Source organism: Streptomyces albireticuli (genome assembly GCF_021228125.1).
Classification (GTDB): domain Bacteria; phylum Actinomycetota; class Actinomycetes; order Streptomycetales; family Streptomycetaceae; genus Streptomyces; species Streptomyces albireticuli.
Genome location: NZ_JAJQQS010000005.1, coordinates 175945 through 195291 on the forward strand (window position 1 = coordinate 175945; position 19347 = coordinate 195291).

Below are 19347 nucleotides of genomic sequence, written 5' to 3' on the forward strand. Positions count from 1 at the left end.
CTGGACCATCCGCGAGACCCGGATATGCCAGAGGCCAACGGTTCACCGTCGATACCCATAACCCTCTGCGTTTCCATGGTCATTGGGTGGAATTGCGCTTGCAGAAACGTGCCTGTCAACAGCCAAATACGTCGCCCTGCCAATGGACCACCCGAGCCCTACTATCGGCTCGCCATGACAGCAGCAGGGAAGCATCAGGTGAGCCGGTCGACCGGCCGCCGGCTGGGGCGGGCGGGCATCCGGGACGTGGCCGCCGCCGCCGGGGTTTCGATCACGACCGTCTCCGACGCGCTCAACGGCAAGGGCCGGCTACCGGACGCGACCCGCCGCCATGTCCGCGAGGTCGCCGACCGGCTGGGCTATCGCCCGTCCGCCGCGGCCCGCACGCTCCGCACGGGCAAATCGGGCCTCATCGGCCTCACCGTGACCACGTACGGGGATGAACCTTTCACCTTCACCGAGTTCGCCTACTTCGCCGAGATGGCCAGAGCCGCCACCTCGGCCGCCCTGGCCCGTGGCTACGCCCTGGTCATCCTGCCCGCCACCTCACGCCACGACGTGTGGTCCAACGTCGCCCTCGACGGCACCGTCGTGGTCGACCCCTCCGATCATGACCCGGTCGTCTCCGACCTGGTCCGCCAGGGCATCCCGGTCGTCTCCGACGGCCGGCCCGCCGGCACCCTGCCGGTGACCGCCTGGGTGGACAACGACCACGAGGCCGCCGTCCTCGGCATCCTCGACCACCTCGCCGCGGCCGGCGCACGCCGCATCGGCCTGCTCACGGGCACCACCACCGACACGTACACCCGGCTCTCCACCCACGCCTACCTGCACTGGTGCGAGCGGGTGGGCCAGGACCCGGTCTACGAGAAGTACCCGGCCCACGACCCCTGCGCCGGTGCCGTGGCCGCCGACCGCCTCCTCGCCCGGCCCGACCGGCCCGACGCGGTGTACGGCCTGTTCGACCCCAACGGCACGGACCTGCTCGCCGCGGCCCGCCGCTACGGCCTGCGCGTCCCCGACGACCTGCTGCTGGTGTGCTGCAGCGAGTCCACGGTCTACGCCACCACCGAGCCGCCCATCACCACCCTCTCCCTGAAGCCGCGGCGCATCGGCACCGCGGTCGTCCAGCTCCTCATCGACGCCATCGAGGGACTCGACACCGGGCGTCCGGTCGAACAGGTGATACCGACCGAACTGATCGTCCGGACTTCCTCGCAGCGCCGCCCGCCACGCGTCACGGTGAGCCCGCCGAGGGGCCCCGCGATCTGAGACCCACCCGGTGCGCCGCGGTCCGGGCCGTCCCGGACCGGCCCGGGTCAACGCGCCGTTCCGCGCCGCCGTGTCTTTAGCGCGTCCTTCACCAGGTCGCGCGAAGGGCGCACGGGGCGCGGAGACCAGGGGGCGAACGAGTCAATTGGGGAGAAATAACCGCCGTACGCGCCCTCCCGCACCGATTCGCGGCCCCTGGTGCGTCACAAGGCGCGACGGTCATTCCTATGATGGGCGCACGACACCACGGACCGCCGTCGACCAGGCAAGGTCCACAAGGTGCACGGCGGCGCGATGGTGGAGGGGTCGATGACTCAGGGGGCCGGTCAAGGACCCGCGGCACGGCACACGGCGGCGATCCCGCCCTTCCCCGGGTACGCCGCGCCTCCCCCCATGCCTCCGTACGGTCAGGCCGCCCCCCCGGTGCAGCCGCCGATGGAGGCCCCGGAGGGCTACACCCCGACCGAGCGCGACCTCCCGGTGATCGGCCGGCCGGCCGTCCCGGAGGACATGCCGACGGTCGAGCTGACGCCGATCGCCGAGCACCACGCCCATGTCCCGGCGCCACCGCCCGGCCCCGGACCGCTCTTCGTCGTGGGCGACGTACACGGCTATCTGGACGAGCTGCGGGCCGCGCTCGCCGCCCAGGGGCTCATCGACGCGAACGGCAGCTGGTGCGCGGGCAACACCCGCCTGTGGTTCCTCGGCGACTTCACCGACCGCGGCCCGGACGGCGTGGGCGTGATCGATCTGGTCATGCGGCTGTCCGCCGAGGCCGCCGCCGCCGGGGGCTACTGCAAGGCCCTCATGGGCAACCACGAGCTGCTGCTCATCGGCGCCAAGCGGTTCGCCGACACGCCGGTCAACTCCGGCGCCGGCACCGCCTCCTTCCAGGCGGCCTGGCTGCTCAACGGCGGCCAGCGCACCGACATGGAGCGCCTGGAGGACCACCACCTCCAGTGGATGTCCCGGCTCGACGCCATGGCGCACGAGGACGGGCACCTGCTGGTCCACTCCGACACCACGGCCTACCTCGACTTCGGCGATTCCATCGAGGACGTGAACGACGCCGTCACCGAGGCCCTCCAGCGCAACGACCCCGACGAGGTCTGGGACCTCTTCCGGAAGTTCACCAAGCGCTTCGCCTTCCGCGACGAGGCGGGCGCGATGGCCGCCCGCGAGCTCCTGGACACCTATGGCGGCGGCCGCCTCGTCCACGGACACAGCCCGATTCCGTATCTGCTCGGCGAGGTCGGCACCGAGGAGGCGGACGACGAGGAGCGCGGCACGCCCGTCATCGACGGTCCTCATCTGTACGCGGACGGGCTCGCCCTGGCCATGGACGGTGGCGTCACGATGGCCGGAAAACTGCTGGTGGTGCAACTTCCGCTGACTGCCTGAGGGTTCAGCGGGCAGACGTCCGGGCAGGTAGGGAGTCCACCGGCGCAGGGGCAATTCGGGAAACACACTGTCACCGTGCGCCGGAACGGCTCTACCATCGGGCTTATCCGTAGCAGGCTCTCCTCCGTTTCCGCCCACTGCCCGGTGCAAGCCGGCAACAAGGCCCTACGGAGCATCGGGGGATGCACATGAACAGCGCTCCGCACCTGCTGGACGAGGACCGCCCGGAATTCGAGCGGGTACTCGACCAGGCGTTGCGTACCGCCGACCATGACCCGGAACTGGCCGCCGCGATAGGACAGCGGCTCAACGCGGAACAGCTGCGCGCCATGGCGAGGAGTGCCGTGACCGCCATCTCGGCATGCGCGGCCGTCGAATACCAGACCTACGTAAAGGCGCGCGGTGCCCTGCGCGCTCTCTCCGCCAACGCCCGCCCCCAGCCGGTGAGCGCCGGGGGCGCGCACGGCGACGAAGGCGCCCTCGATGAGGGTCCGGATTCGGCCACCACAGACCGTGAGCCCATAGGATCCGCGGGCGCGGGTGCGGGCGCGGTCCTCGCCGTGCTCGCCCCGGTGCTCGCCGGGATCGCCGCCCTGCTCTTCCTCGTGATCGGCTATGTGCTGCGCACGCTCGACACGGAGCCGGCCGTCGCCGATCCGATGGTGACCATCGGCTGGTGGTTCGCCGGCCTCACCGCCGCCGGGGCGTTCGTCGCCATGGTCGGCATGGTCGTCACCGCTCTGCGCAACGGCGTCGGCGAGGGCAGTGACGCGCGAGGGGTCGGTCTGACCGAAGAGAGCGAGCGGGCCCATGAGGCCTGGCGCCAGGCCCTGCTCCACCGCGGCATATTGCCCTTTCTACGGGAGGCGCTCGCCGACGCCCCGCCGGCCCCACCCGCGTCGTCCGCCTCGCCCGCTCCGCCTTCCTCGTTCGTCCCGAGACGACCCGAGAGCCACAGCCGCACTCCGCAGCTGGGCTACTCCCGTCCCGGTTTCTCCAGCACCGACAGCGAGTCCACCCCCAGCACCCGCCCCAGCTACACCAGTCCCGACTTCACCAGTCCGGACTACGGCGCGGCGCGGGAGCGGCCCGAGTGAGCGGGACCGCCCGAGCGATCGGGCTGAGTGAACGGGACTGACAGGTGAGAGGCCCCGCGTCCACAGGGGCCTCTCACCTTGCCGTTCGTCCGGCCGCCCCGGTGGGACGGGCGACCTGGTGGACGGGCGACCTGGTGGACGGGCGGCCCGGTGGACGGGCGGCCCGATAGACGGTCGGCCCGGTGGGCGTGCCGGTAGGTGGCGGTGCCGGTGGGCGGTCGCCGGTCAGATGACGCCCGCACGCCGGGCCGCCACCATCCAGTCCGGGAACTCCGAGAGCAGCCGGTCGTACAGCTCCGCGTCCGAGACGGAGCCGATGTCGTCGACGGCGAAGAACCCCACATTGTCGACACGGCGGCCCGGCATGGTGTCGAAGCGCTCCAGCACCCCGTAGTCGGCCCGCCCCAGCCCCACGAACTGCCAGAAGACGGGCTCCTCGGCCGCGGCCCGCAGCTCGCGCTCGATCTCGGCGTTGCGGTGGACGCCCCCGTCGGAGAAGAACAGGACCAGCGTGGGATCCGCCGCCGGGTTCTCCCGGACGTACGTACGAACCTCGGAGATCACCTTCTGCTCCTCGTTCTGGATGCCGACCAGCCGCATGTCGACCTGGCCCTCCAGCAGCCCCTTCCTGGGCTTCTTGGGCCGCCCGAAGAAGCTCAGCTCGCCGACGCGCACATACAGCCGCAGCCAGTCGGGCAGCTCGCCAAGCCGCAGGTCGGGCAGCCGGGCCGGGTGCGAGGCGAACGCCCACGCCTGCATCTCGCCGTCGTCGTCGAGCTGGGCGGCGACGGCGGCCATGCGCTCCACCACATCGGCGACGACGCCCTTCGAGTACAGCAGGGCCATCGACCCGGACGCGTCGAGGACGAGGATGACGCGCGCCCGGGCGCCGGACGCACCGCGCTTGGCGAGGCTGACGGCCACCTGCTCCTTACGGAGGGACAGCCGCTTGCGCATGTCGACGGGGAGCCGCTCCTCGCCCTTGGTGAGCCGCGGGGCGGAGCCGGGGGTCGGGGGCGGTACGGGCACGGGCGGTACGGGCGTGGGAGCCGCGGGCATGGGCGGTACGGGCGTAGGCGCCGCGGGAGGTGCCGGCGGGGCGGCCGGCGCCGGCGGCTCGTCGTCGACCGTGATGCCGAAGTCGGTGGCCAGCCCGGCGAGCCCGGCGGCGTACCCCTGCCCCACCGCGCGGAACTTCCACTGCCCGGCCCGCCGGTACAGCTCGCCGCTGACGAACGCCGTCTCGGCCGTCGCCGTCATCTCGAAGCGCGCGAGCTCGGTGCGCGTCCCGGCGTCGAGCAGCAGCAGCGTCAGCCCGGCCAGCCCGCCGAACGTCCCGCCGTCGGCGGACGCGCACAGCACGACCCGCTCGACCCCGGGCTCCAGGCCGCCCAGGTCGACCTCGACGGTGTCGGTGACGGAACCCGCGGCCCGCCGCTTGCCGAGGTGGCGTACGGCGCCGGAGGCGTGCGCGGGCTGGTTGTAGAAGACGAAGTCGCCGTCGTCGCGCACCCGTCCGGCCCCGGTCAGCAGCAGCGCCGAGGCATCGGCGTCCGGTGCCCCGGGCGCTTCCGTCCAGGTGAGCACGGCGTGCACCGCGGAAGCGGCGACCGGCAGGTTGGCGCCCTTACTCATGGATATCGTCACGCGGCCAGTGTGCCGAGTGGGGACGGAGTCGCGTAATCCCGCCGCTGTCGCCGTCGTCCGTCATCCGTCGCCGACCGTCGCCCGCGGCCGTCACCGCCCGCGTGGCACCGCCCCGGTGGGTCCGGGGCGGTGCCGTCCGGCCGGCTCAGTCGGCCAGCGGCAGATAGACGCGGTTGCCCGCGGCCGCGAACTCCTTGGACTTCTCCGCCATGCCCGCGACCGGGTCGACGGCGAGGTCGCCGCCGTGCTCGCGGCGGATGTCCTGGGAGATCTTCATGCTGCAGAACTTCGGGCCGCACATCGAGCAGAAGTGCGCCGTCTTGGCCGGCTCGGCGGGCAGCGTCTCGTCGTGGAAGGCGCGGGCCGTCTCCGGGTCGAGGGCCAGGTTGAACTGGTCCTCCCAGCGGAACTCGAAGCGGGCGTCGGACAGCGCGTCGTCCCAGTCCTGGGCGCCCGGGTGGCCCTTGGCGAGGTCCGCCGCGTGCGCCGCGATCTTGTAGGTGATCACACCGGTCTTGACGTCGTCGCGGTCCGGCAGGCCCAGGTGCTCCTTGGGCGTGACGTAGCAGAGCATGGCCGTGCCCCACCAGGCGATCATGGCGGCGCCGATGCCCGAGGTGATGTGGTCGTACGCGGGCGCGACATCGGTGGTCAGCGGGCCGAGGGTGTAGAACGGCGCCTCCTCGCAGATCTCCTGCTGAAGGTCGATGTTCTCCTTGATCTTGTGCATCGGGACATGGCCCGGGCCCTCGATCATCGTCTGGACGTTGTGCCGCTTGGCGATGGTGTTGAGCTCGCCGAGGGTCTTCAGCTCGGCGAACTGCGCCTCGTCGTTGGCGTCCGCGATGGAGCCGGGGCGCAGGCCGTCGCCCAGCGAGTAGGTGACGTCGTACGAGGCGAGGATCTCGCAGAGCTCCTCGAAGTTCTCGTAGAGGAACGACTCCTTGTGGTGCGCGAGGCACCAGGCGGCCATGATCGAACCGCCGCGCGAGACGATGCCGGTCTTGCGGCGGGCGGTCAGCGGGACGTAGCGCAGCAGCACGCCCGCGTGGACGGTCATATAGTCGACGCCCTGCTCGGCCTGCTCGATGACCGTGTCCTTGTAGATCTCCCAGGTGAGCTCCTCGGCCTTGCCGTCCACCTTCTCCAGGGCCTGGTAGAGCGGCACGGTGCCGATCGGCACGGGGGAGTTGCGCAGCACCCACTCACGGGTGGTGTGGATGTTGCGGCCGGTGGAGAGGTCCATCACCGTGTCGGCGCCCCAGCGGGTCGCCCACGTCATCTTCTCGACCTCCTCCTCGATGGAGGAGGTGACGGCGGAGTTGCCGATGTTGGCGTTCACCTTGACCAGGAACTTCTTGCCGATGATCATCGGCTCGATCTCCGGGTGGTTCACATTCGCCGGGAGCACCGCCCGGCCGGCCGCGATCTCCTCCCGGACGGTCTCGGGAGAGACGTTCTCCCGGAGGGCCACGTACTCCATCTCCTCGGTGATCTCACCGCGGCGGGCGTACGCGAGCTGGGTCACGGCGGCGCCGCCCCGGCCCTTGCGGGGCAGGCGCGGGCGGCCCGGGAAGACCGCGTCGAGGTTCTTCAGACCCCCGCGCGGAGAGGTGTGCTTGAGGCCGTCGTCCTCCGGGCGCATGGGGCGCCCGGCGTACTCCTCGGTGTCGCCCCGGCCGATGATCCAGTTCTCCCGGAGCGGCTGGAGGCCGCGACGGACGTCCGTCTCCACGGCCGGGTCGGTGTACGGGCCCGAGGTGTCGTACAGCTGGACGTCCCGCCCGTTGGTGAGATGCACCCGCCGCACCGGAACCCTGAGGTCCGGCCGCGAGCCGGTCACGTAGTCCTTGTGCCAGCCGATCTGCCGACCGGTTTCGGACATGCGTGCATCCTGCGAGGTCATGAGACCAGAACTCCCTACGCCGGCATTACCCGGTAACAGGTTCGGCGGTCGACGCAGCGGCTTCCGTAGATCCCTACGGAGGTCAGCGCCCTCTCAGCCCGGTGCTCCGAGCTCCCGCGATTGCAAAGGTGACACAACGCTAGCGCTTCCCCCGACCGGAGTGCCAGAGGGGCTTGCGATGATCGGGGCGTGACCCCCACGGACCCTCAGCCCCACGCACACGACCACTCGCACGACGACACACCCGGCCACACAAACGGCCGCGCACGTGGCCACGCCGGAAACGGCCACAGCCACGGCCACGGCCATTCCCACAGCCATGGACCGCCCTCCCCCGTCTCCGGCCACCTGCGCAAGGTGATCGCGGCTGTCCTGATCCCCTTCGCCGTCGCGGTGCTCGCCGGACTCGTACTGCTGTGGCCGGGCGGCGCTCCCCCGCACACGCACAGCGGCCTCGGCGTCGACCAGCACACGGAGTCCGGCCGGGTGGTGAAGATCGAGGAGCAGGACTGTGTGAAGGCGGGCGGGCAGCCGCAGGGCGGCGGCCCCCAGCAGGGCGGCGGGGGACCGGGCGGTTCCGGCGGCCCGCCGAAACCGCAGGGCCCTTGCGAGAAGTCGGACATCGAGGTCACCTCGGGCCCCGACAAGGGCCGTCAGTTCACCGAGCTCGTACAGCCGAACGCCTCGCGACGCTACGAGGTCGGCCAGAAGGTCGTGCTCTCCTACGCCCCGAAGGCGCCGAAGAACCTCCAGTACGCGGTCGCGGACGTGGACCGGACGCTGCCGATGGCCCTGCTCGCCGGGGTGTTCGCGCTCGCGGTGGTCGTGGTCGGCCGGCTGCGCGGGCTCTTCGCGCTGGCCGCGCTGGTGATCAGCTTCGGGGTGCTGACGCTGTTCATCCTGCCCGCCATCCTCCAGGGCTCGGACCCCCTGCTGGTGGCCGTGATCGGCGGCAGCGCGATCATGCTGATCGCGCTCTACATGTGCCACGGCCTGAACGCCCGTACGTCCGTGGCGGTCGTCGGCACCCTCACCTCGCTGGTGCTGATCGGCCTGCTCGGGTCCCTGTTCACCGACTGGGCGCACCTCACCGGCGACACCGACGACCAGACCGGCCTGGTGCACGGCCTCTACCCGGAGATCGGGATCCAGGGCCTGCTGCTCGCGGGCATCATCATCGGCTCGCTGGGTGTGCTGGACGACGTCACCGTGACGCAGACGTCGGCGGTCTGGGAGCTGAAGGAGGCCGATCCGACGGCGAGTTGGCGCAAGCTCTACGGAGCGGCGATGCGCATCGGCCGGGACCACATCGCGTCGGTGGTCAATACGCTCGTGCTCGCCTACGCGGGCGCCTCGCTGCCGCTGCTGCTCCTCTTCTCCATCGCGGACAGCGGGATCGGCACGGTCGCGACCAGCGAGATCGTCGCGGAGGAGATCGTCCGGACGCTCGTCGGCAGCATCGGTCTGGTGGCGTCGGTCCCGGTGACGACCGCGCTGGCGGCGCTCGTCGTAAGCGCCGACCGGCAGCACGCGGGTACGGCGAAGGCCAGGTCGCGGGGCGGCAGGCGCCGCCGGGCGAAGTGACCGCGACGGGAACGCGTCCGTAGCCCCGGGGGGGGGGACGGGACCGGAGGTCGCCGCCACCGTGGCGGCGACCGGGACCGCGGGGTGAGGCCCGAGGCCGCGGCCACCGAGGCGAAGGGCCGGCGGCCGGGGCGGCGGAGGCGCGGGGTCGGGAGTGCGGGAGGGGCGGGGCCGTCAGGGGGCGGGCGGCGGGCCCGGCGGAGAACCGGGAGGCCGTGGCCGCGCGACAACTGGCCGAAAAGCGGCCGGGCCTGGCGCGGTGGCCGCGCGCGGGTGCGAGCGCGGCGGGGTCGGGAACGGCCGGGCGAGGTTCACCCGGGCGGGATCGGTCCGGGCAGGGCCGGTCCGGGTGGGGTAGCACCGGCCGGGATCGGTCCGGGCGGGGTAGCACCGGGCCGGATCGGTCCGGGCGGCATCGGTCCGGGGCAGCGGCTCGGCCCCGTGTGCCGGGCGGGCGCCCGTCGGGGACGCGTACGAAGGCGAGGACGGCGGCGGCATACGGACGGCCCGCTAACCGGCGTTCTGCCCCTCCGTGTTGCCCGCGAGGATGTTGTCGAGCGCGGCCGCGAGGTCGTACTCGAAGTCCGCGACCGAGCGCTCCTCGCCGAGGGGCGCGATCCGGTCCGTCCGGTCGAGGAAGGCCACCAGAGGGGCCGCGCCCGCCCGGAACAGTGCCCCTTCGCAGCCCACTTGCAGCCGGATGAAGACGTCCGAGAGGTGCTCGCCCGAGGCCGGGGAGATGTGCACATCCCCTTCGCCGGACGGCTGGCTGAGCCCGTCGAGCAGCAGCTCCCGGGCGAACGCCCAGGTCACCGGCGCGTCACCAGGCAGGTGGAAGGTGAACTTCACCGCGTACGGGTCGCTGCTGTCGTAGTCCAGCCCCACCGGAATCCGGAAGGACAGCTCCTCGGAGACGAGGAAGGTCATGATCACTTCTGCCTGAACCGTTTCACGCATCGCCCAATGCCCCGATTCGTCGTTGTAGCCGGGATTGGCTCTCTATGCCCATATACACCGCCGTACGGCCGCATCCATGGATCACAGGGAGTGATTTTTTGGAGACCAATAGAGATCGAGAGTGAGCTTACGAGCTCTATGACTCTGGAGCGTAGCGACTCGACTACGGGGCGGAGTCGTTCCACGGGATTCAAGACAGAGAAATCGCCATAAGACGTCAACACCGGCCCTGGGCGTGGGCCGGAATGACGGTGGTGAGGGTGTACGGGCGATGGGGCGGGATGACGTACTCCTGTCTTCCGCACACCGGTTGGAGCCATCGGGGAGGCTATTCCGGCTTCGCGGAGGGCGTTCCCGGCGCCGCGGAAGGGCGTTCCCGGCGTCGAGGGAGCGCGTTCCCGGCCTCGCGGGGCGGCGTTACCAGTCGCCCTTGGACGAGGACGACGAGGTGAACTTCTTCACGACGAAGATCAGGCCACCGATGAGCGCCACCAGGAGGAGCGCCTTGAAGACGAGAGCGATCACGAAGCCGAGCACGCTCATGATCAGCCCGCCGAAGACGGCGAGGACGAGGAGCGGCACGGCGATCCACTTCACCCACCACGGGAGACCTTCGAGAAACCCCTTCTCAGCCATGTCGTCCGTCCCTGCCTTCCGCTTCGTGGGCCCGGAGCGCGGATGCTCCGTCCCTGCATTCGATGCTAGAGCGGACAGGTGGGCCGACGGGGGCCTCCCGGCCCCCGCCCGTCCCTGAACGGTCCCCTACGGGTCGGGAGGGGGAAGGGTCAGCTCTCAGGCGGAGAGAAGACGACGAGGACCCTCAGATCCTCGCTGATGTGGTGGAAGCGGTGGGGGACGCCGGCCGGCACGTAGACGACGCTGCCGCGCGCGACCTCCGTGGTCTCCGCCCCGACCGTGATCGACGCCCGGCCGCTCACCACCATGTAGACCTCGTCCTGCGCGTGCGGAGTCTGCGGGTCCATGTCACCCGCGTCCAGGGCGTACAGCCCGACGGACATGTTCCGCTCATGGAGGAACCGGAGGTACGCGCCCTCGTTCGCGGCCCGCTCCGCCTCCAGCTCGTCCAGCCGGAATGCCTTCATCTCCCGCTCACCCTCATCCCCCGTCTCCCGTGCCGATCCGCGTCCGCCGATCTCGTCTGCAACGATCTCACCATGAAGAATTTCGTAGTCAAGACGATCGCGAACGCGGCGGCCCTGGCGGTCGCCGTCTGGCTGCTCAAGGGCATCACGCTGTCCGGCGAGACCACCGTCGGCAAGGTCGTCACGCTCTTCGTCGTCGCCCTCGTCTTCGGCGCGGTCAACTTCGTCGTCAAGCCGATCGTGAAGCTGCTCTCGTTCCCGCTGTTCATCCTCACCCTCGGACTGATCACGTTGGTGATCAACGCACTGATGCTGCTGCTGACGTCGTGGATCGCGGACGAGCTGGATCTGGCGTTCCACGTGGGGGGCTTCTGGCCCGCCCTGGTGGGCGGCGTGATCATCTCGATCGTGGCGTGGGCGATGCACGTGATCCTGCCGGACGAGCAGGACTGACGATCTCGTCAACGGACTGTTGACGAACACGAAAGAGGCGGGACGCCGGGGGAGTTGACGCTCTCCGGCCCCGCCTCTTTCCGTATCGATTCCCGCACCTCTTGCCGTGCCTCTTGCCGTGCCTCTTGCCGTGTCTCTTGCCGCGCTTCTTCCCGCGCCTCTTCCCGCGACCCTTCCCGCCGCGACGAGGCGGGCCCCGGGCACGGGCATCGCACGCGAGGACGGCTCAAAGCCTCCCCCCTCATGGCTTTGAGCCGTCGCGGTTCCCGTCCCGCCCCGGACGCGGGGAACCGCGCGACCAAGGCTAGTTGACTGTGCGTCAGTGTCCAATCACGCCGGCGACGCAGCCCTATCGACTTATTTATAGTTCGCGTACGACCGGGCGGCGTCGAGCCAGGGGAGACAGCATGGATCTGGCCCTCTTACGCACATTCGTCACGGTGCACCGGGCCGGGTCGTTCACCCGGGCCGCCGCCCTGCTCGGGCTGTCGCAGCCGGCCGTCACCGGCCAGATCCGGACGCTGGAGAAACAGCTGGGGCGGCCGCTGTTCGTCCGGCAGGCGCGCGGCGTCAGTCCGACCTCGGTGGGCGACGAACTCGCGCGGAAGATCGCCCCGCATGTCGACGCGCTGCTGGAGATCACGGAATCGGGGTTCGACGAGCGGAGCGCCGGGCGGACGCTGCACCTCGCGGGGCCGCCGGAGTTCACGGCGCTGCGCGCGCTGCCCGCGCTGGCCCCGCTGATCAACCAGGGGCTGACGGTACGCGCGGCGCACGGCGTGGCGGAGGAGCTGTTCGAGGGGCTCGCGGTGGGCCACCACGATCTGGCGATCACCACTTCGCGCCCGCGCGGCCGGCTGCTGACCGCGACGCCGCTGTGCGACGAGGAGCACGTCCTGGTCGCGGCCCCGCGCTGGGCGGCACGGCTCGGCGGGGCGGCGGTCCTGCGGGACAAGGGCGTGCGCGCCCTGGAAAACCTGCCGGTGGTCGAGGTGCACGAGAGCCTGCCGCTCGTCACGCGCTACTGGGCGGCCGTCTTCGACACCAAACCGCTCGCGTCCGGCAGCGTGATCGCGCCGGATCTGCGCGCCGTCCTGACCTGCGTGGCCGCGGGGGCCGGGCTGGGCGTACTGCCCCGCTATCTGTGCGGGGACGCCCTGGACACCGGTGAGATCGTCGCCCTCCTCGACCCCGCGGTGCCGCCCCTGCGCACATACTTCCTGGTCGTGAGGACGGGAACGCTCGCCCACCCGCACCTCGCCCGAGCGCACGAGTGGCTGCTGCGAGCCGCCGTCTCCTGGTGAGGGCCGGGTGGGGGCGGGCGGGGCGGGGTGGTGTGGGTGGGCCCCGGGTGGGGAAGCCGGTGGGAAAGGGGACCATCGGCGGGTTTCGCGAGGTGTTCTACGCGGCAGATGTCCCCTATGACCGAACGTCCAGTGGTCAAGCGCACCGCACGTGCCATCCTGCTCGACAGCGCCCCCGGCGCCGATCCCGGATCCTCCGCGTCCGCGCTCGAGATGATCGTGATCAAGCGGACGAAGCCCGGTGAGGCCCCGTACTGGATCACCCCCGGCGGCGGGATGGAGCCCGAGGACACCACCGTCGTCGCCGCGCTCCACCGCGAGGTCGACGAGGAGCTCGGAGCCAAGGTCGTCGATGTCGTGCCCGCCTTCGTCGACACCGTCTCCCACTCCACGCACCACGCCGCCCACGGCGTGAAGATCCAGCACTTCTTCGTCTGCCGCCTGGCCTCCATGGACCTCGACCGGCGCCACGGCCCCGAGGTGGACGAGCCGTGCGGGACGTACGACGTGGTGCGCATCCCCTTCACCAGGGCGGGCATCGCCTCGGTCGAGCTCGTCCCGCCGTCGCTGCGGGCGTATCTCGACGCGAACATCGAGGGCGTACGGGCCCTGCTCGCCGACGACCTGGGCTGATCTCGGTCGTCGTCGGTCCGTCGCCGGTCCGTCCTCAGCCGTCGTCGGTCCGTCCTCAGCCGCCCTCGGCCGTCCTCGGCCCCTCTCAGCTCGCCATCAGTTCGTCGATCGAGTCGTGGCGTATTCGGTCGGGCGGTATGCCGATGCGCGTCAGCGCGTCGATGCTGCTGCGGATCATCCCGGGCGGGCCGGAGAGATAGGCGTCGTAGGCGTTCCAGGGTCCGTACTGCCGGACGACCTGCGGGAGTTGCCCGCTCAGCCGCCGGGTCGGGCCGTCGGAGACGACCGGGCGCACGGACAGCCACAGGTGCGACCGCTGGAGCCGCAGCAGCGTGTCGATGTCATAGAGGTCGTCGTCACGGCGGGCGCCGTAGAAGACCTCCACGGGCCGACGGCTGCCGTGCTCGGCGACGTCCTCGACCAGGGCCTTGATGGGCGCGATACCGGTGCCGCCGCCCAGGCACAGAAGGCCGTTGTCAGTGCTGTGGTCCACAATCATGGAACCCGTGGGGGGACCGAGGCGCAGCACGTCGCCGGGGCGGGCGCGATGGACCAGCGCGTTGGACACCCACCCCGCGGGCACGGCTTTGACGTGGAAGGAGAGCAGCCCGTCCGGGCGGGGCGCGGCGGAGAAGGAATAGTGCCGCCAGGTCCGCGGCCACCAGGGGGTTTCCAGGCTGGTGTACTGCCCGGCGAGGAAGGGATAGGGCTGGTCGGGCCGTACGGTCACGACGGCGATGTCCCGTGTGCGGCGCTCATGGGAGACGATCTCCGCCTGCCACCAGGCGGGGGACTTCGCTTCGTCCTCGGCCGCCGCGTCGATCATGATTTGGGAGATCGCGGTGTAGACGCGCACCCACGCGGCCTCGGCCGCCTCGTCCCAGCAGGCCGCCGCGTAGCGGGTGAGCGCGGCGATCAGGCATTCGCCGACGGCCGGGTAATGCGTGGGGAGCGTCCCGTATTTGCGATGGCCACGGCCGAGCCGGGAGAGGTATTCGGTGAGTGCGGCCGCGTCGTCCGCGTGCTCGGCGGCGGTGAGCAGGGCCTTGAAGAGGCGGTCACGCTGGGCGTCCATGGCGGCCGGGAAAAGGGCCCGCAGGTCGGGATGCCGTATGAACAGCAGTGCGTAGAAGTACGAGGTCGCTTTATCGGCGACGGGGGCGATCTCGGCCAGGGTGCGGCGGATCTGGAGGGTGTCGGGGGAAGGGGACGGCGAGGAGGGGGGAGAGCTACGGTGCCGTGCCGGGCGGGCCGGGTGGACGGGGGGTAACTCGTCGTCCGGGCGTTGGTGCTCCGGAGGCTGCCGAAACCCTTGGGCTTGTCGATGTTCCGGGGATTCCCGTAATTCTTCAGGCTGTTGATGCTTCTGCGGCTGTTGATACTGCTGTGGCATCTGAGATGTCCATGGCCCGGGGGCCACAGGATGGCCACGGCTTCCGTCCTCGTGCCCCGGATCGGCCCGGCGCCGCTCCTCCTCGCGGCTGCGGGCCGAGCCGACGGCCCGTACGGCCACCCACTTGCCGGCCCGGGCGGGCGAGGCGGGGCCGGGGGGTGGGCCGGAGGAGGGAGCAGCCGGTTCCGGGGCCGTCGCCGGGGTGGGTGCGGGAGCCGTCCGGGGCCGCTCACCGGGCCCGGGCGGATACTCGGCCCACGCCCTCTCCCCTGCCCTGCCGTCCGGCCGGCCGCCTGGCCCGTCGGCGGACACGGCGTCGGACCTGCTGTCCGACCTGATGTCCGACCTGCCGTCCGGGCTCTCCCGGGGGCTGAACCAGTCCCGTTCGCCCCCGCCGCCGCCCCCGCCGTCGGGTGGCGTCGTGGTCGGAGCGTCCTTCATCGTCTCGCCTCGAACATCTCTCGGTCCGTCCTCGCACGTCCGGGCGCGCACGCCGGATGTGCCGACAATTCCCCGCGCTGCTCATGGGTCGCCGTTCCAGTCCGCGAAGCATGCCATCAACCGCGTGGCTGTTGTGCGGTTCATGGGAAGTACCCTTGCCGGGCCCCCGGTTGGGGCTAGGCTGAGGCGCTTCCGCATGTGCCGGACGCAAAGGCCGCAATGGGTGTCGGCAAAGCCCTTGCGGAACAGTCGAGTTGACCATACCGGCACGAGTCAGGGAGTACGGACCGTCCCGCCGGGCCACCGGCCCATTCGGTCTCGAACGCCCTCGGGAGACGGTTCGGTTCCGCCAATCACCCGGCCGTGCCCACCAGTTCGTAAGCCTCCCGGAGATCCCTTCCGGCATAAGCGTACGCGGCGATATCGCGCACATGGTGATCCGCGTTCACGGCCACCGAAACGGGCACGACGGAGAACAGCCGCGCGTCCGACATCGAATCGCCGTACGCGACGCAGTCGGCGCGGGTCAGCCCGTATTCCGCGCACAGTTCGTCGGCGATCCGGACCTTCGCGTCCGCGTCGAGGATTCCCGCCGGATCCACCGGGTCCCGGAACGGGACCGACGGCCAGAGCGAGCCGTGGGCGGCGTCCGCGCCCCAGGTCAGCAGGCGCTCCACAAAGAAGCCGGGCGACAGGGAGATCACCGCGCAGCGCTCTCCCCGGGCGCGGATCGCGGCCCACACATCCCGTATGCCGTCCATCCAGGGGGCGCCCTCGAACGCCGCGGTGACCTGTTCCTCGGTGAGTTCCCGCCACAGCTCGACGGCGAGGGCCGCGAATCGCGCCGGGGTCAGTTCGCGGGCCGCGAATGCCCGCTCCAGTTCAGCGATCTCACGTTCGAGCCCGAGCTGCCGGGATATCTCTATCGCCGCCGCGGAACCGTGCATCAGGGTTCCGTCCATATCGAACACATGCAGTCTGGTCACAGGACCCGAGGGTAGGCGTACTCGGCCGTGAGTACGGAGGAATACTCCCGCCGTGGGACATCCCGCCGCTCCCGCCGCGTCACCCTTGAGGCATGCGGCAGCGGCCCCGGCGCGCCGGGGCCGTCGGCTTCGGCCGCCGGATCGGCTCGTAGGGCCTCGGACCGGGAGCGGGGCGCCCGCACCGGGGTGGGCGCGGGCACGGCCCGGGCGCGTAGGGGTACGTCCGCGCCCGGGCCGTGCGTCCGCGCCCGGCCGGCACCCGCACGCGCGCCCGGTGCGGGCGGGGGAAGTCCCCGTCCGCACCGGGCGTGGCGCGTGGTGTGCCGGGCCTGTCTCAGCCGCCCAGGACCTCCTGGATCGCCGCGTTCGCGATGCCGTGGTCCTGCTCCGGGGCGCCGCCTCCGATGCCGATCGCGCCGATCAGCCGGCCGTCGCGGTGCAGCGGGACGCCTCCGGCGATGAAGAGGAGCGGCCGGTCGAGGGCGGTCGGCAGGGTGTGGAAGAGGCCGCCGGGCTGGACTGCGTCGACGACGTCGGCGGTCGGCGCGTCCAGCTGGAGCGCGGTGAACGCCTTCCGGGTGCTGGTCTCCCCCGCGATCAGGACGGCCCGGTCGTCGCGGCGGAAGGCCAGCGGGTGACCGCCCGCGTCGAGGACGCTGACGGCGATCCGTACGCCCTGCTCCTCGGCGGCGCGGCGGGCGGCGGAGACGAGGGCGTCCGCGTCGTCGGTGGTGAGGGGGGAGACGAGGGTGCGGGTCGAGGACATGGGTGGTGCTCCTGTGATCGAAGTGGGGTGAGGTGGAGTGGGGGTGGGGTGGGGGTGGGGTGAGGTATGCGGTTCCGGGGGCCTCAGCGGCCCGCGGGCACCGCCGTGGGTGCGGTGGCGGCTCCGGCCGCGCCTACGGGCGTGGCCGCGGTCGTCACGCCTTCGGCCGCGCCTTCGGTCGTGGCTCCGGGCGTGACTCCGGGCGTGACTCCGGCCTCGGCCGACCCCGTGACGGCCCGGCCGCCCCGGGGCGCCCGCCGCTCCAGCGACGCGGACAGCACGGCCAGCAGAAGCGCGGCGGCGGCCATCAGCGCGCCGACCCAGTTGGGCGCCGTGTAGCCGAACCCGGCCGAGATGACCACGCCGCCGAGCCAGGCCGCGATGGCGTTGCCGAGGTTGAAGGCGCCGATGTTCACGGCGGAGGCGAGTGTGGGGGCGTCGGCGGTCTGGTCCAGAACGCGCTTCTGCAGCGGCGGCACGGAAGCGAAGCCGAACGCTCCGATCAGGGGGATGGCCACGGCCGCCGTGACCTTGTTGTGGGCGGCGAGCGGCAGCAGGGCGAGCACCAGGGCGAGCGCGCTCAGCGAGACGTAGAGCAGGGGCATGAGCGCGCGGTCCGCGTACCGGCCGCCGACGAGGTTGCCGACGACCATGCCCGCGCCGAAGAGGACGAGCAGCCAGGTGACGGAGCCCGGGGCGTAGCCCGTGACCTCGGTCATCATCGGCGTGATGTAGGTGCTCATGGTGAAGACGCCGCCGAAGCCGAGGACGGTCATCGCCATGGCGAGGATCACCTGCGGGTTGCGCAGAGTGGCCAGCTCACCGCTGATCCGGGTCCGCTCGGGGCGCGGCTGCTCGGGGACGAGCGCGGCGATGCCGAGGATCGCGAGGACGCCGAGCCCGGCGATGATGAAGAAGGTGACGCGCCAGCCGAGGTTCTGGCCGACCAGGGTGCCCATCGGCACACCCACCACATTGGCCACGGTGAGGCCGGTGAACATCATCGCGATGGCGCCCGCCTTCTTCTGCGGGGCGACGAGTCCGGCCGCGACGATCGCGCCGATGCCGAAGAACGCGCCATGGGCGAGCGAGGCGACGATCCGCCCGGCGAGCATCACGCCGAAGGCGGGGGCCAGGGCGGAGAGCGCGTTGCCCGCGACGAAGAGGCCCATCAGGGCCATCAGCATGCGCTTGCGCGGGACGCGGCTGCCGACGATCGCCAGGATCGGCGCGCCGACGACGACGCCGAGGGCGTATCCGGTGGTCAGCAGGCCGGCGGTGGGGATGGAGACGCCGAACTCGTCCGCCACCTCGGGCAGCAGTCCGGACGTCACGAATTCGGTGGTTCCGATTCCGAAGGCGCCGATGGCGAGCGCCAGCAGTGCGAGGGGCATGACGGGATCCTTCGAGCGGGTCGGGAGGGGCTTGGGGACGGGTTGTGCCGCTTCACCCATGTTTCTTGCAGGCGGGCCCTACGGGCGTCCACAATAATTGCAGGCGCGGGTTACTTGCAAGCGCGGGCTATTGCGCGAGAGGGCTATCCTGTCCGTACGTCCCCATATCCGAAGGACTCCGCATCCGAAGGAGCCGCTCATGTCCCGGAACCCGGACCCCGCACTGCTCGGCCTGGCGCAGGGCTGGTGCGCGCTGTCGGCGCTGCACGGCCGGATCGAGGCCCATATCGAGCGCGCCCTCCAGGCGGGGCACGGTCTGAGCGTGCGCGAGTTCTCCGTGCTGGACGTGCTCAGCCGGCAGCACAGCGGCGAGGGCGGCCACCTGCGCATGAACGAGGTCGCCGATTCGGTCGTCCTCAGCCAGAGCGCGACGACACGCCTGGTCAACCGCCTGGAGGACCGCGGCCTGCTGACCCGCTACCTGTGCCTCACGGACCGCCGCGGCATCTACACGGATGTGACGGAGGCGGGGCTGGCGCTCCTGGAGGAGGCCCGGCCGACGAACGACAGGGCGCTGCGGGAGGCGCTGGGGGAGGCGGCGAAGCGGGCGGAGCTGGCGCCGTTGGTGGCGGCGGTGGAGTCGTTGGCGCCGGTGGGGTGAGCGGGTTTCTTTGAGCTCGGCGCGGCTCTCCGCGACAGGGCCCGCGCCGGCCTCGTGGCGCCCTCTTCGCGGGGCGGCATCGCGCTCGGCGCGCGGGCGTCCGCTCCGGCCTCGGTGTCCGTCGGGCCCGCGGGGCGGAGGCCGACGGGGAACCGGGGGCCGGGGGTGCCTCCGGCGGTTTTCCCCAGCCCCGCCCCTTCCCGAAGCATCCGATGTGCGGCTCCGCCGCGTGGCGGGGCTCCGCCCCGGACCCCGGTCCTCAAGCGCCGGACGGGCTGAGTGGTCGCCCGGAACCGGGCGGAATTCAGCCCGTCCGGGGGCACCTCCCAGCGGTAGCTGGGGGAGCTTG

At 71.5% G+C, this 19347-nt stretch carries 17 protein-coding genes; 8 read left to right on the forward strand and 9 right to left on the reverse strand.

What is annotated here, in order from left to right; translation table 11 throughout:
* Nucleotides 1-174 precede the first annotated feature (174 nt).
* From LUZ64_RS11480 to LUZ64_RS11490, 3 genes are all read left to right on the forward strand, one after another.
* The gene (locus LUZ64_RS11480) at nucleotides 175-1272 is read left to right on the forward strand and encodes a LacI family DNA-binding transcriptional regulator (RefSeq protein WP_095582363.1); all 1098 of its coding nucleotides are present in this window, start codon (nucleotides 175-177) and stop codon (nucleotides 1270-1272) included.
* Between the two features lie 294 nt (nucleotides 1273-1566).
* Nucleotides 1567-2673, forward strand: coding sequence for a metallophosphoesterase (locus LUZ64_RS11485; RefSeq protein WP_095582364.1), 1107 nt, complete (start codon nucleotides 1567-1569; stop codon nucleotides 2671-2673).
* Nucleotides 2674-2855: 182 nt separating this feature from the next.
* On the forward strand, nucleotides 2856-3770 hold the full coding sequence (locus tag LUZ64_RS11490; protein ID WP_232389905.1) for a hypothetical protein: 915 nt from the start codon (nucleotides 2856-2858) through the stop codon (nucleotides 3768-3770).
* 225 nt (nucleotides 3771-3995) lie between these two features.
* Here the strand turns inward: LUZ64_RS11490 and LUZ64_RS11495 are convergent, their stop codons facing one another.
* Both LUZ64_RS11495 and thiC read right to left on the reverse strand, forming a co-directional pair.
* A complete protein-coding gene (locus LUZ64_RS11495) occupies nucleotides 3996-5405 on the reverse strand; it encodes a VWA domain-containing protein (RefSeq protein ID WP_095582365.1) in 1410 nt (469 codons plus the stop codon).
* Between the two features lie 157 nt (nucleotides 5406-5562).
* Nucleotides 5563-7323: a phosphomethylpyrimidine synthase ThiC gene (gene thiC, locus LUZ64_RS11500; RefSeq protein ID WP_095582366.1), complete on the reverse strand. Its 1761-nt coding sequence runs from the start codon at nucleotides 7321-7323 to the stop codon at nucleotides 5563-5565.
* A gap of 189 nt (nucleotides 7324-7512) precedes the next feature.
* On the opposite strand from thiC, the gene LUZ64_RS11505 reads away from it, so the two are divergent.
* A complete protein-coding gene (locus tag LUZ64_RS11505; protein ID WP_095582367.1) occupies nucleotides 7513-8907 on the forward strand; it encodes a YibE/F family protein in 1395 nt (464 codons plus the stop codon).
* A gap of 510 nt (nucleotides 8908-9417) precedes the next feature.
* Here the strand turns inward: LUZ64_RS11505 and LUZ64_RS11510 are convergent.
* From LUZ64_RS11510 to LUZ64_RS11520, 3 genes are all read right to left on the reverse strand, one after another.
* The gene (locus LUZ64_RS11510) at nucleotides 9418-9864 is read right to left on the reverse strand and encodes an SsgA family sporulation/cell division regulator (RefSeq protein ID WP_087927208.1); all 447 of its coding nucleotides are present in this window, start codon (nucleotides 9862-9864) and stop codon (nucleotides 9418-9420) included.
* 417 nt (nucleotides 9865-10281) lie between these two features.
* Nucleotides 10282-10500, reverse strand: a complete 219-nt coding sequence (locus LUZ64_RS11515) for a DUF5326 family protein (protein WP_095579683.1) — start codon at nucleotides 10498-10500, stop codon at nucleotides 10282-10284.
* A 149-nt stretch (nucleotides 10501-10649) separates the two neighbouring features.
* On the reverse strand, nucleotides 10650-10967 hold the full coding sequence (locus tag LUZ64_RS11520; protein ID WP_095579684.1) for a cupin domain-containing protein: 318 nt from the start codon (nucleotides 10965-10967) through the stop codon (nucleotides 10650-10652).
* A 72-nt stretch (nucleotides 10968-11039) separates the two neighbouring features.
* Here LUZ64_RS11520 and LUZ64_RS11525 point away from each other — a divergent pair, with 72 nt between their 5' ends.
* The 3 genes from LUZ64_RS11525 to LUZ64_RS11535 all read left to right on the forward strand — a co-directional run bounded on the left by LUZ64_RS11525 (nucleotide 11040) and on the right by LUZ64_RS11535 (nucleotide 13357).
* The gene (locus tag LUZ64_RS11525) at nucleotides 11040-11420 is read left to right on the forward strand and encodes a phage holin family protein (protein ID WP_095579685.1); all 381 of its coding nucleotides are present in this window, start codon (nucleotides 11040-11042) and stop codon (nucleotides 11418-11420) included.
* A gap of 407 nt (nucleotides 11421-11827) precedes the next feature.
* Entirely contained in the window at nucleotides 11828-12724 is an 897-nt protein-coding gene (locus tag LUZ64_RS11530) for a LysR family transcriptional regulator (RefSeq protein WP_095579686.1), read from the forward strand.
* 117 nt (nucleotides 12725-12841) lie between these two features.
* The gene (locus tag LUZ64_RS11535; RefSeq protein WP_095578955.1) at nucleotides 12842-13357 is read left to right on the forward strand and encodes an NUDIX domain-containing protein; all 516 of its coding nucleotides are present in this window, start codon (nucleotides 12842-12844) and stop codon (nucleotides 13355-13357) included.
* A gap of 85 nt (nucleotides 13358-13442) precedes the next feature.
* Here the strand turns inward: LUZ64_RS11535 and LUZ64_RS38075 are convergent, their stop codons facing one another.
* The 4 genes from LUZ64_RS38075 to LUZ64_RS11555 all read right to left on the reverse strand — a co-directional run bounded on the left by LUZ64_RS38075 (nucleotide 13443) and on the right by LUZ64_RS11555 (nucleotide 18337).
* Nucleotides 13443-15191: a globin domain-containing protein gene (locus LUZ64_RS38075; protein ID WP_232389904.1), complete on the reverse strand. Its 1749-nt coding sequence runs from the start codon at nucleotides 15189-15191 to the stop codon at nucleotides 13443-13445.
* Nucleotides 15192-15544: 353 nt separating this feature from the next.
* Nucleotides 15545-16177, reverse strand: coding sequence for an HAD family hydrolase (locus tag LUZ64_RS11545; RefSeq protein ID WP_095582918.1), 633 nt, complete (start codon nucleotides 16175-16177; stop codon nucleotides 15545-15547).
* A 334-nt stretch (nucleotides 16178-16511) separates the two neighbouring features.
* Nucleotides 16512-16943, reverse strand: a complete 432-nt coding sequence (locus LUZ64_RS11550) for a GlcG/HbpS family heme-binding protein (RefSeq protein WP_095582920.1) — start codon at nucleotides 16941-16943, stop codon at nucleotides 16512-16514.
* 83 nt (nucleotides 16944-17026) lie between these two features.
* Nucleotides 17027-18337, reverse strand: coding sequence for an MFS transporter (locus LUZ64_RS11555; protein WP_095584956.1), 1311 nt, complete (start codon nucleotides 18335-18337; stop codon nucleotides 17027-17029).
* A gap of 199 nt (nucleotides 18338-18536) precedes the next feature.
* Here LUZ64_RS11555 and LUZ64_RS11560 point away from each other — a divergent pair, with 199 nt between their 5' ends.
* Nucleotides 18537-18998 carry a MarR family winged helix-turn-helix transcriptional regulator gene (locus LUZ64_RS11560; RefSeq protein ID WP_095584955.1) on the forward strand — a complete coding sequence of 154 codons (462 nt, stop codon included), beginning with the start codon at nucleotides 18537-18539 and terminating at the stop codon, nucleotides 18996-18998.
* The last annotated feature ends 349 nt before the right edge of the window (nucleotides 18999-19347 follow it).

Bases quoted from the DNA above. Each gene is read 5' to 3' on its own strand.
- LUZ64_RS11515 (WP_095579683.1), bottom strand. From the start codon at position 10,500: ATGGCTGAGAAGGGGTTTCTCGAAGGTCTCCCGTGGTGGGTGAAGTGG.
- LUZ64_RS11525 (WP_095579685.1), top strand. From the start codon at position 11,040: ATGAAGAATTTCGTAGTCAAGACGATCGCGAACGCGGCGGCCCTGGCG.
- LUZ64_RS11530 (WP_095579686.1), top strand. From the start codon at position 11,828: ATGGATCTGGCCCTCTTACGCACATTCGTCACGGTGCACCGGGCCGGG.
- LUZ64_RS11490 (WP_232389905.1), top strand. From the start codon at position 2,856: ATGCACATGAACAGCGCTCCGCACCTGCTGGACGAGGACCGCCCGGAA.
- LUZ64_RS11550 (WP_095582920.1), bottom strand. From the start codon at position 16,943: ATGTCCTCGACCCGCACCCTCGTCTCCCCCCTCACCACCGACGACGCG.
- thiC (WP_095582366.1), bottom strand. From the start codon at position 7,323: ATGACCTCGCAGGATGCACGCATGTCCGAAACCGGTCGGCAGATCGGC.
- LUZ64_RS11480 (WP_095582363.1), top strand. From the start codon at position 175: ATGACAGCAGCAGGGAAGCATCAGGTGAGCCGGTCGACCGGCCGCCGG.
- LUZ64_RS11495 (WP_095582365.1), bottom strand. From the start codon at position 5,405: ATGAGTAAGGGCGCCAACCTGCCGGTCGCCGCTTCCGCGGTGCACGCC.
- LUZ64_RS11555 (WP_095584956.1), bottom strand. From the start codon at position 18,337: ATGCCCCTCGCACTGCTGGCGCTCGCCATCGGCGCCTTCGGAATCGGA.
- LUZ64_RS11510 (WP_087927208.1), bottom strand. From the start codon at position 9,864: ATGCGTGAAACGGTTCAGGCAGAAGTGATCATGACCTTCCTCGTCTCC.
- LUZ64_RS38075 (WP_232389904.1), bottom strand. From the start codon at position 15,191: ATGAAGGACGCTCCGACCACGACGCCACCCGACGGCGGGGGCGGCGGC.
- LUZ64_RS11485 (WP_095582364.1), top strand. From the start codon at position 1,567: ATGGTGGAGGGGTCGATGACTCAGGGGGCCGGTCAAGGACCCGCGGCA.
- LUZ64_RS11560 (WP_095584955.1), top strand. From the start codon at position 18,537: ATGTCCCGGAACCCGGACCCCGCACTGCTCGGCCTGGCGCAGGGCTGG.
- LUZ64_RS11535 (WP_095578955.1), top strand. From the start codon at position 12,842: ATGACCGAACGTCCAGTGGTCAAGCGCACCGCACGTGCCATCCTGCTC.
- LUZ64_RS11520 (WP_095579684.1), bottom strand. From the start codon at position 10,967: ATGAAGGCATTCCGGCTGGACGAGCTGGAGGCGGAGCGGGCCGCGAAC.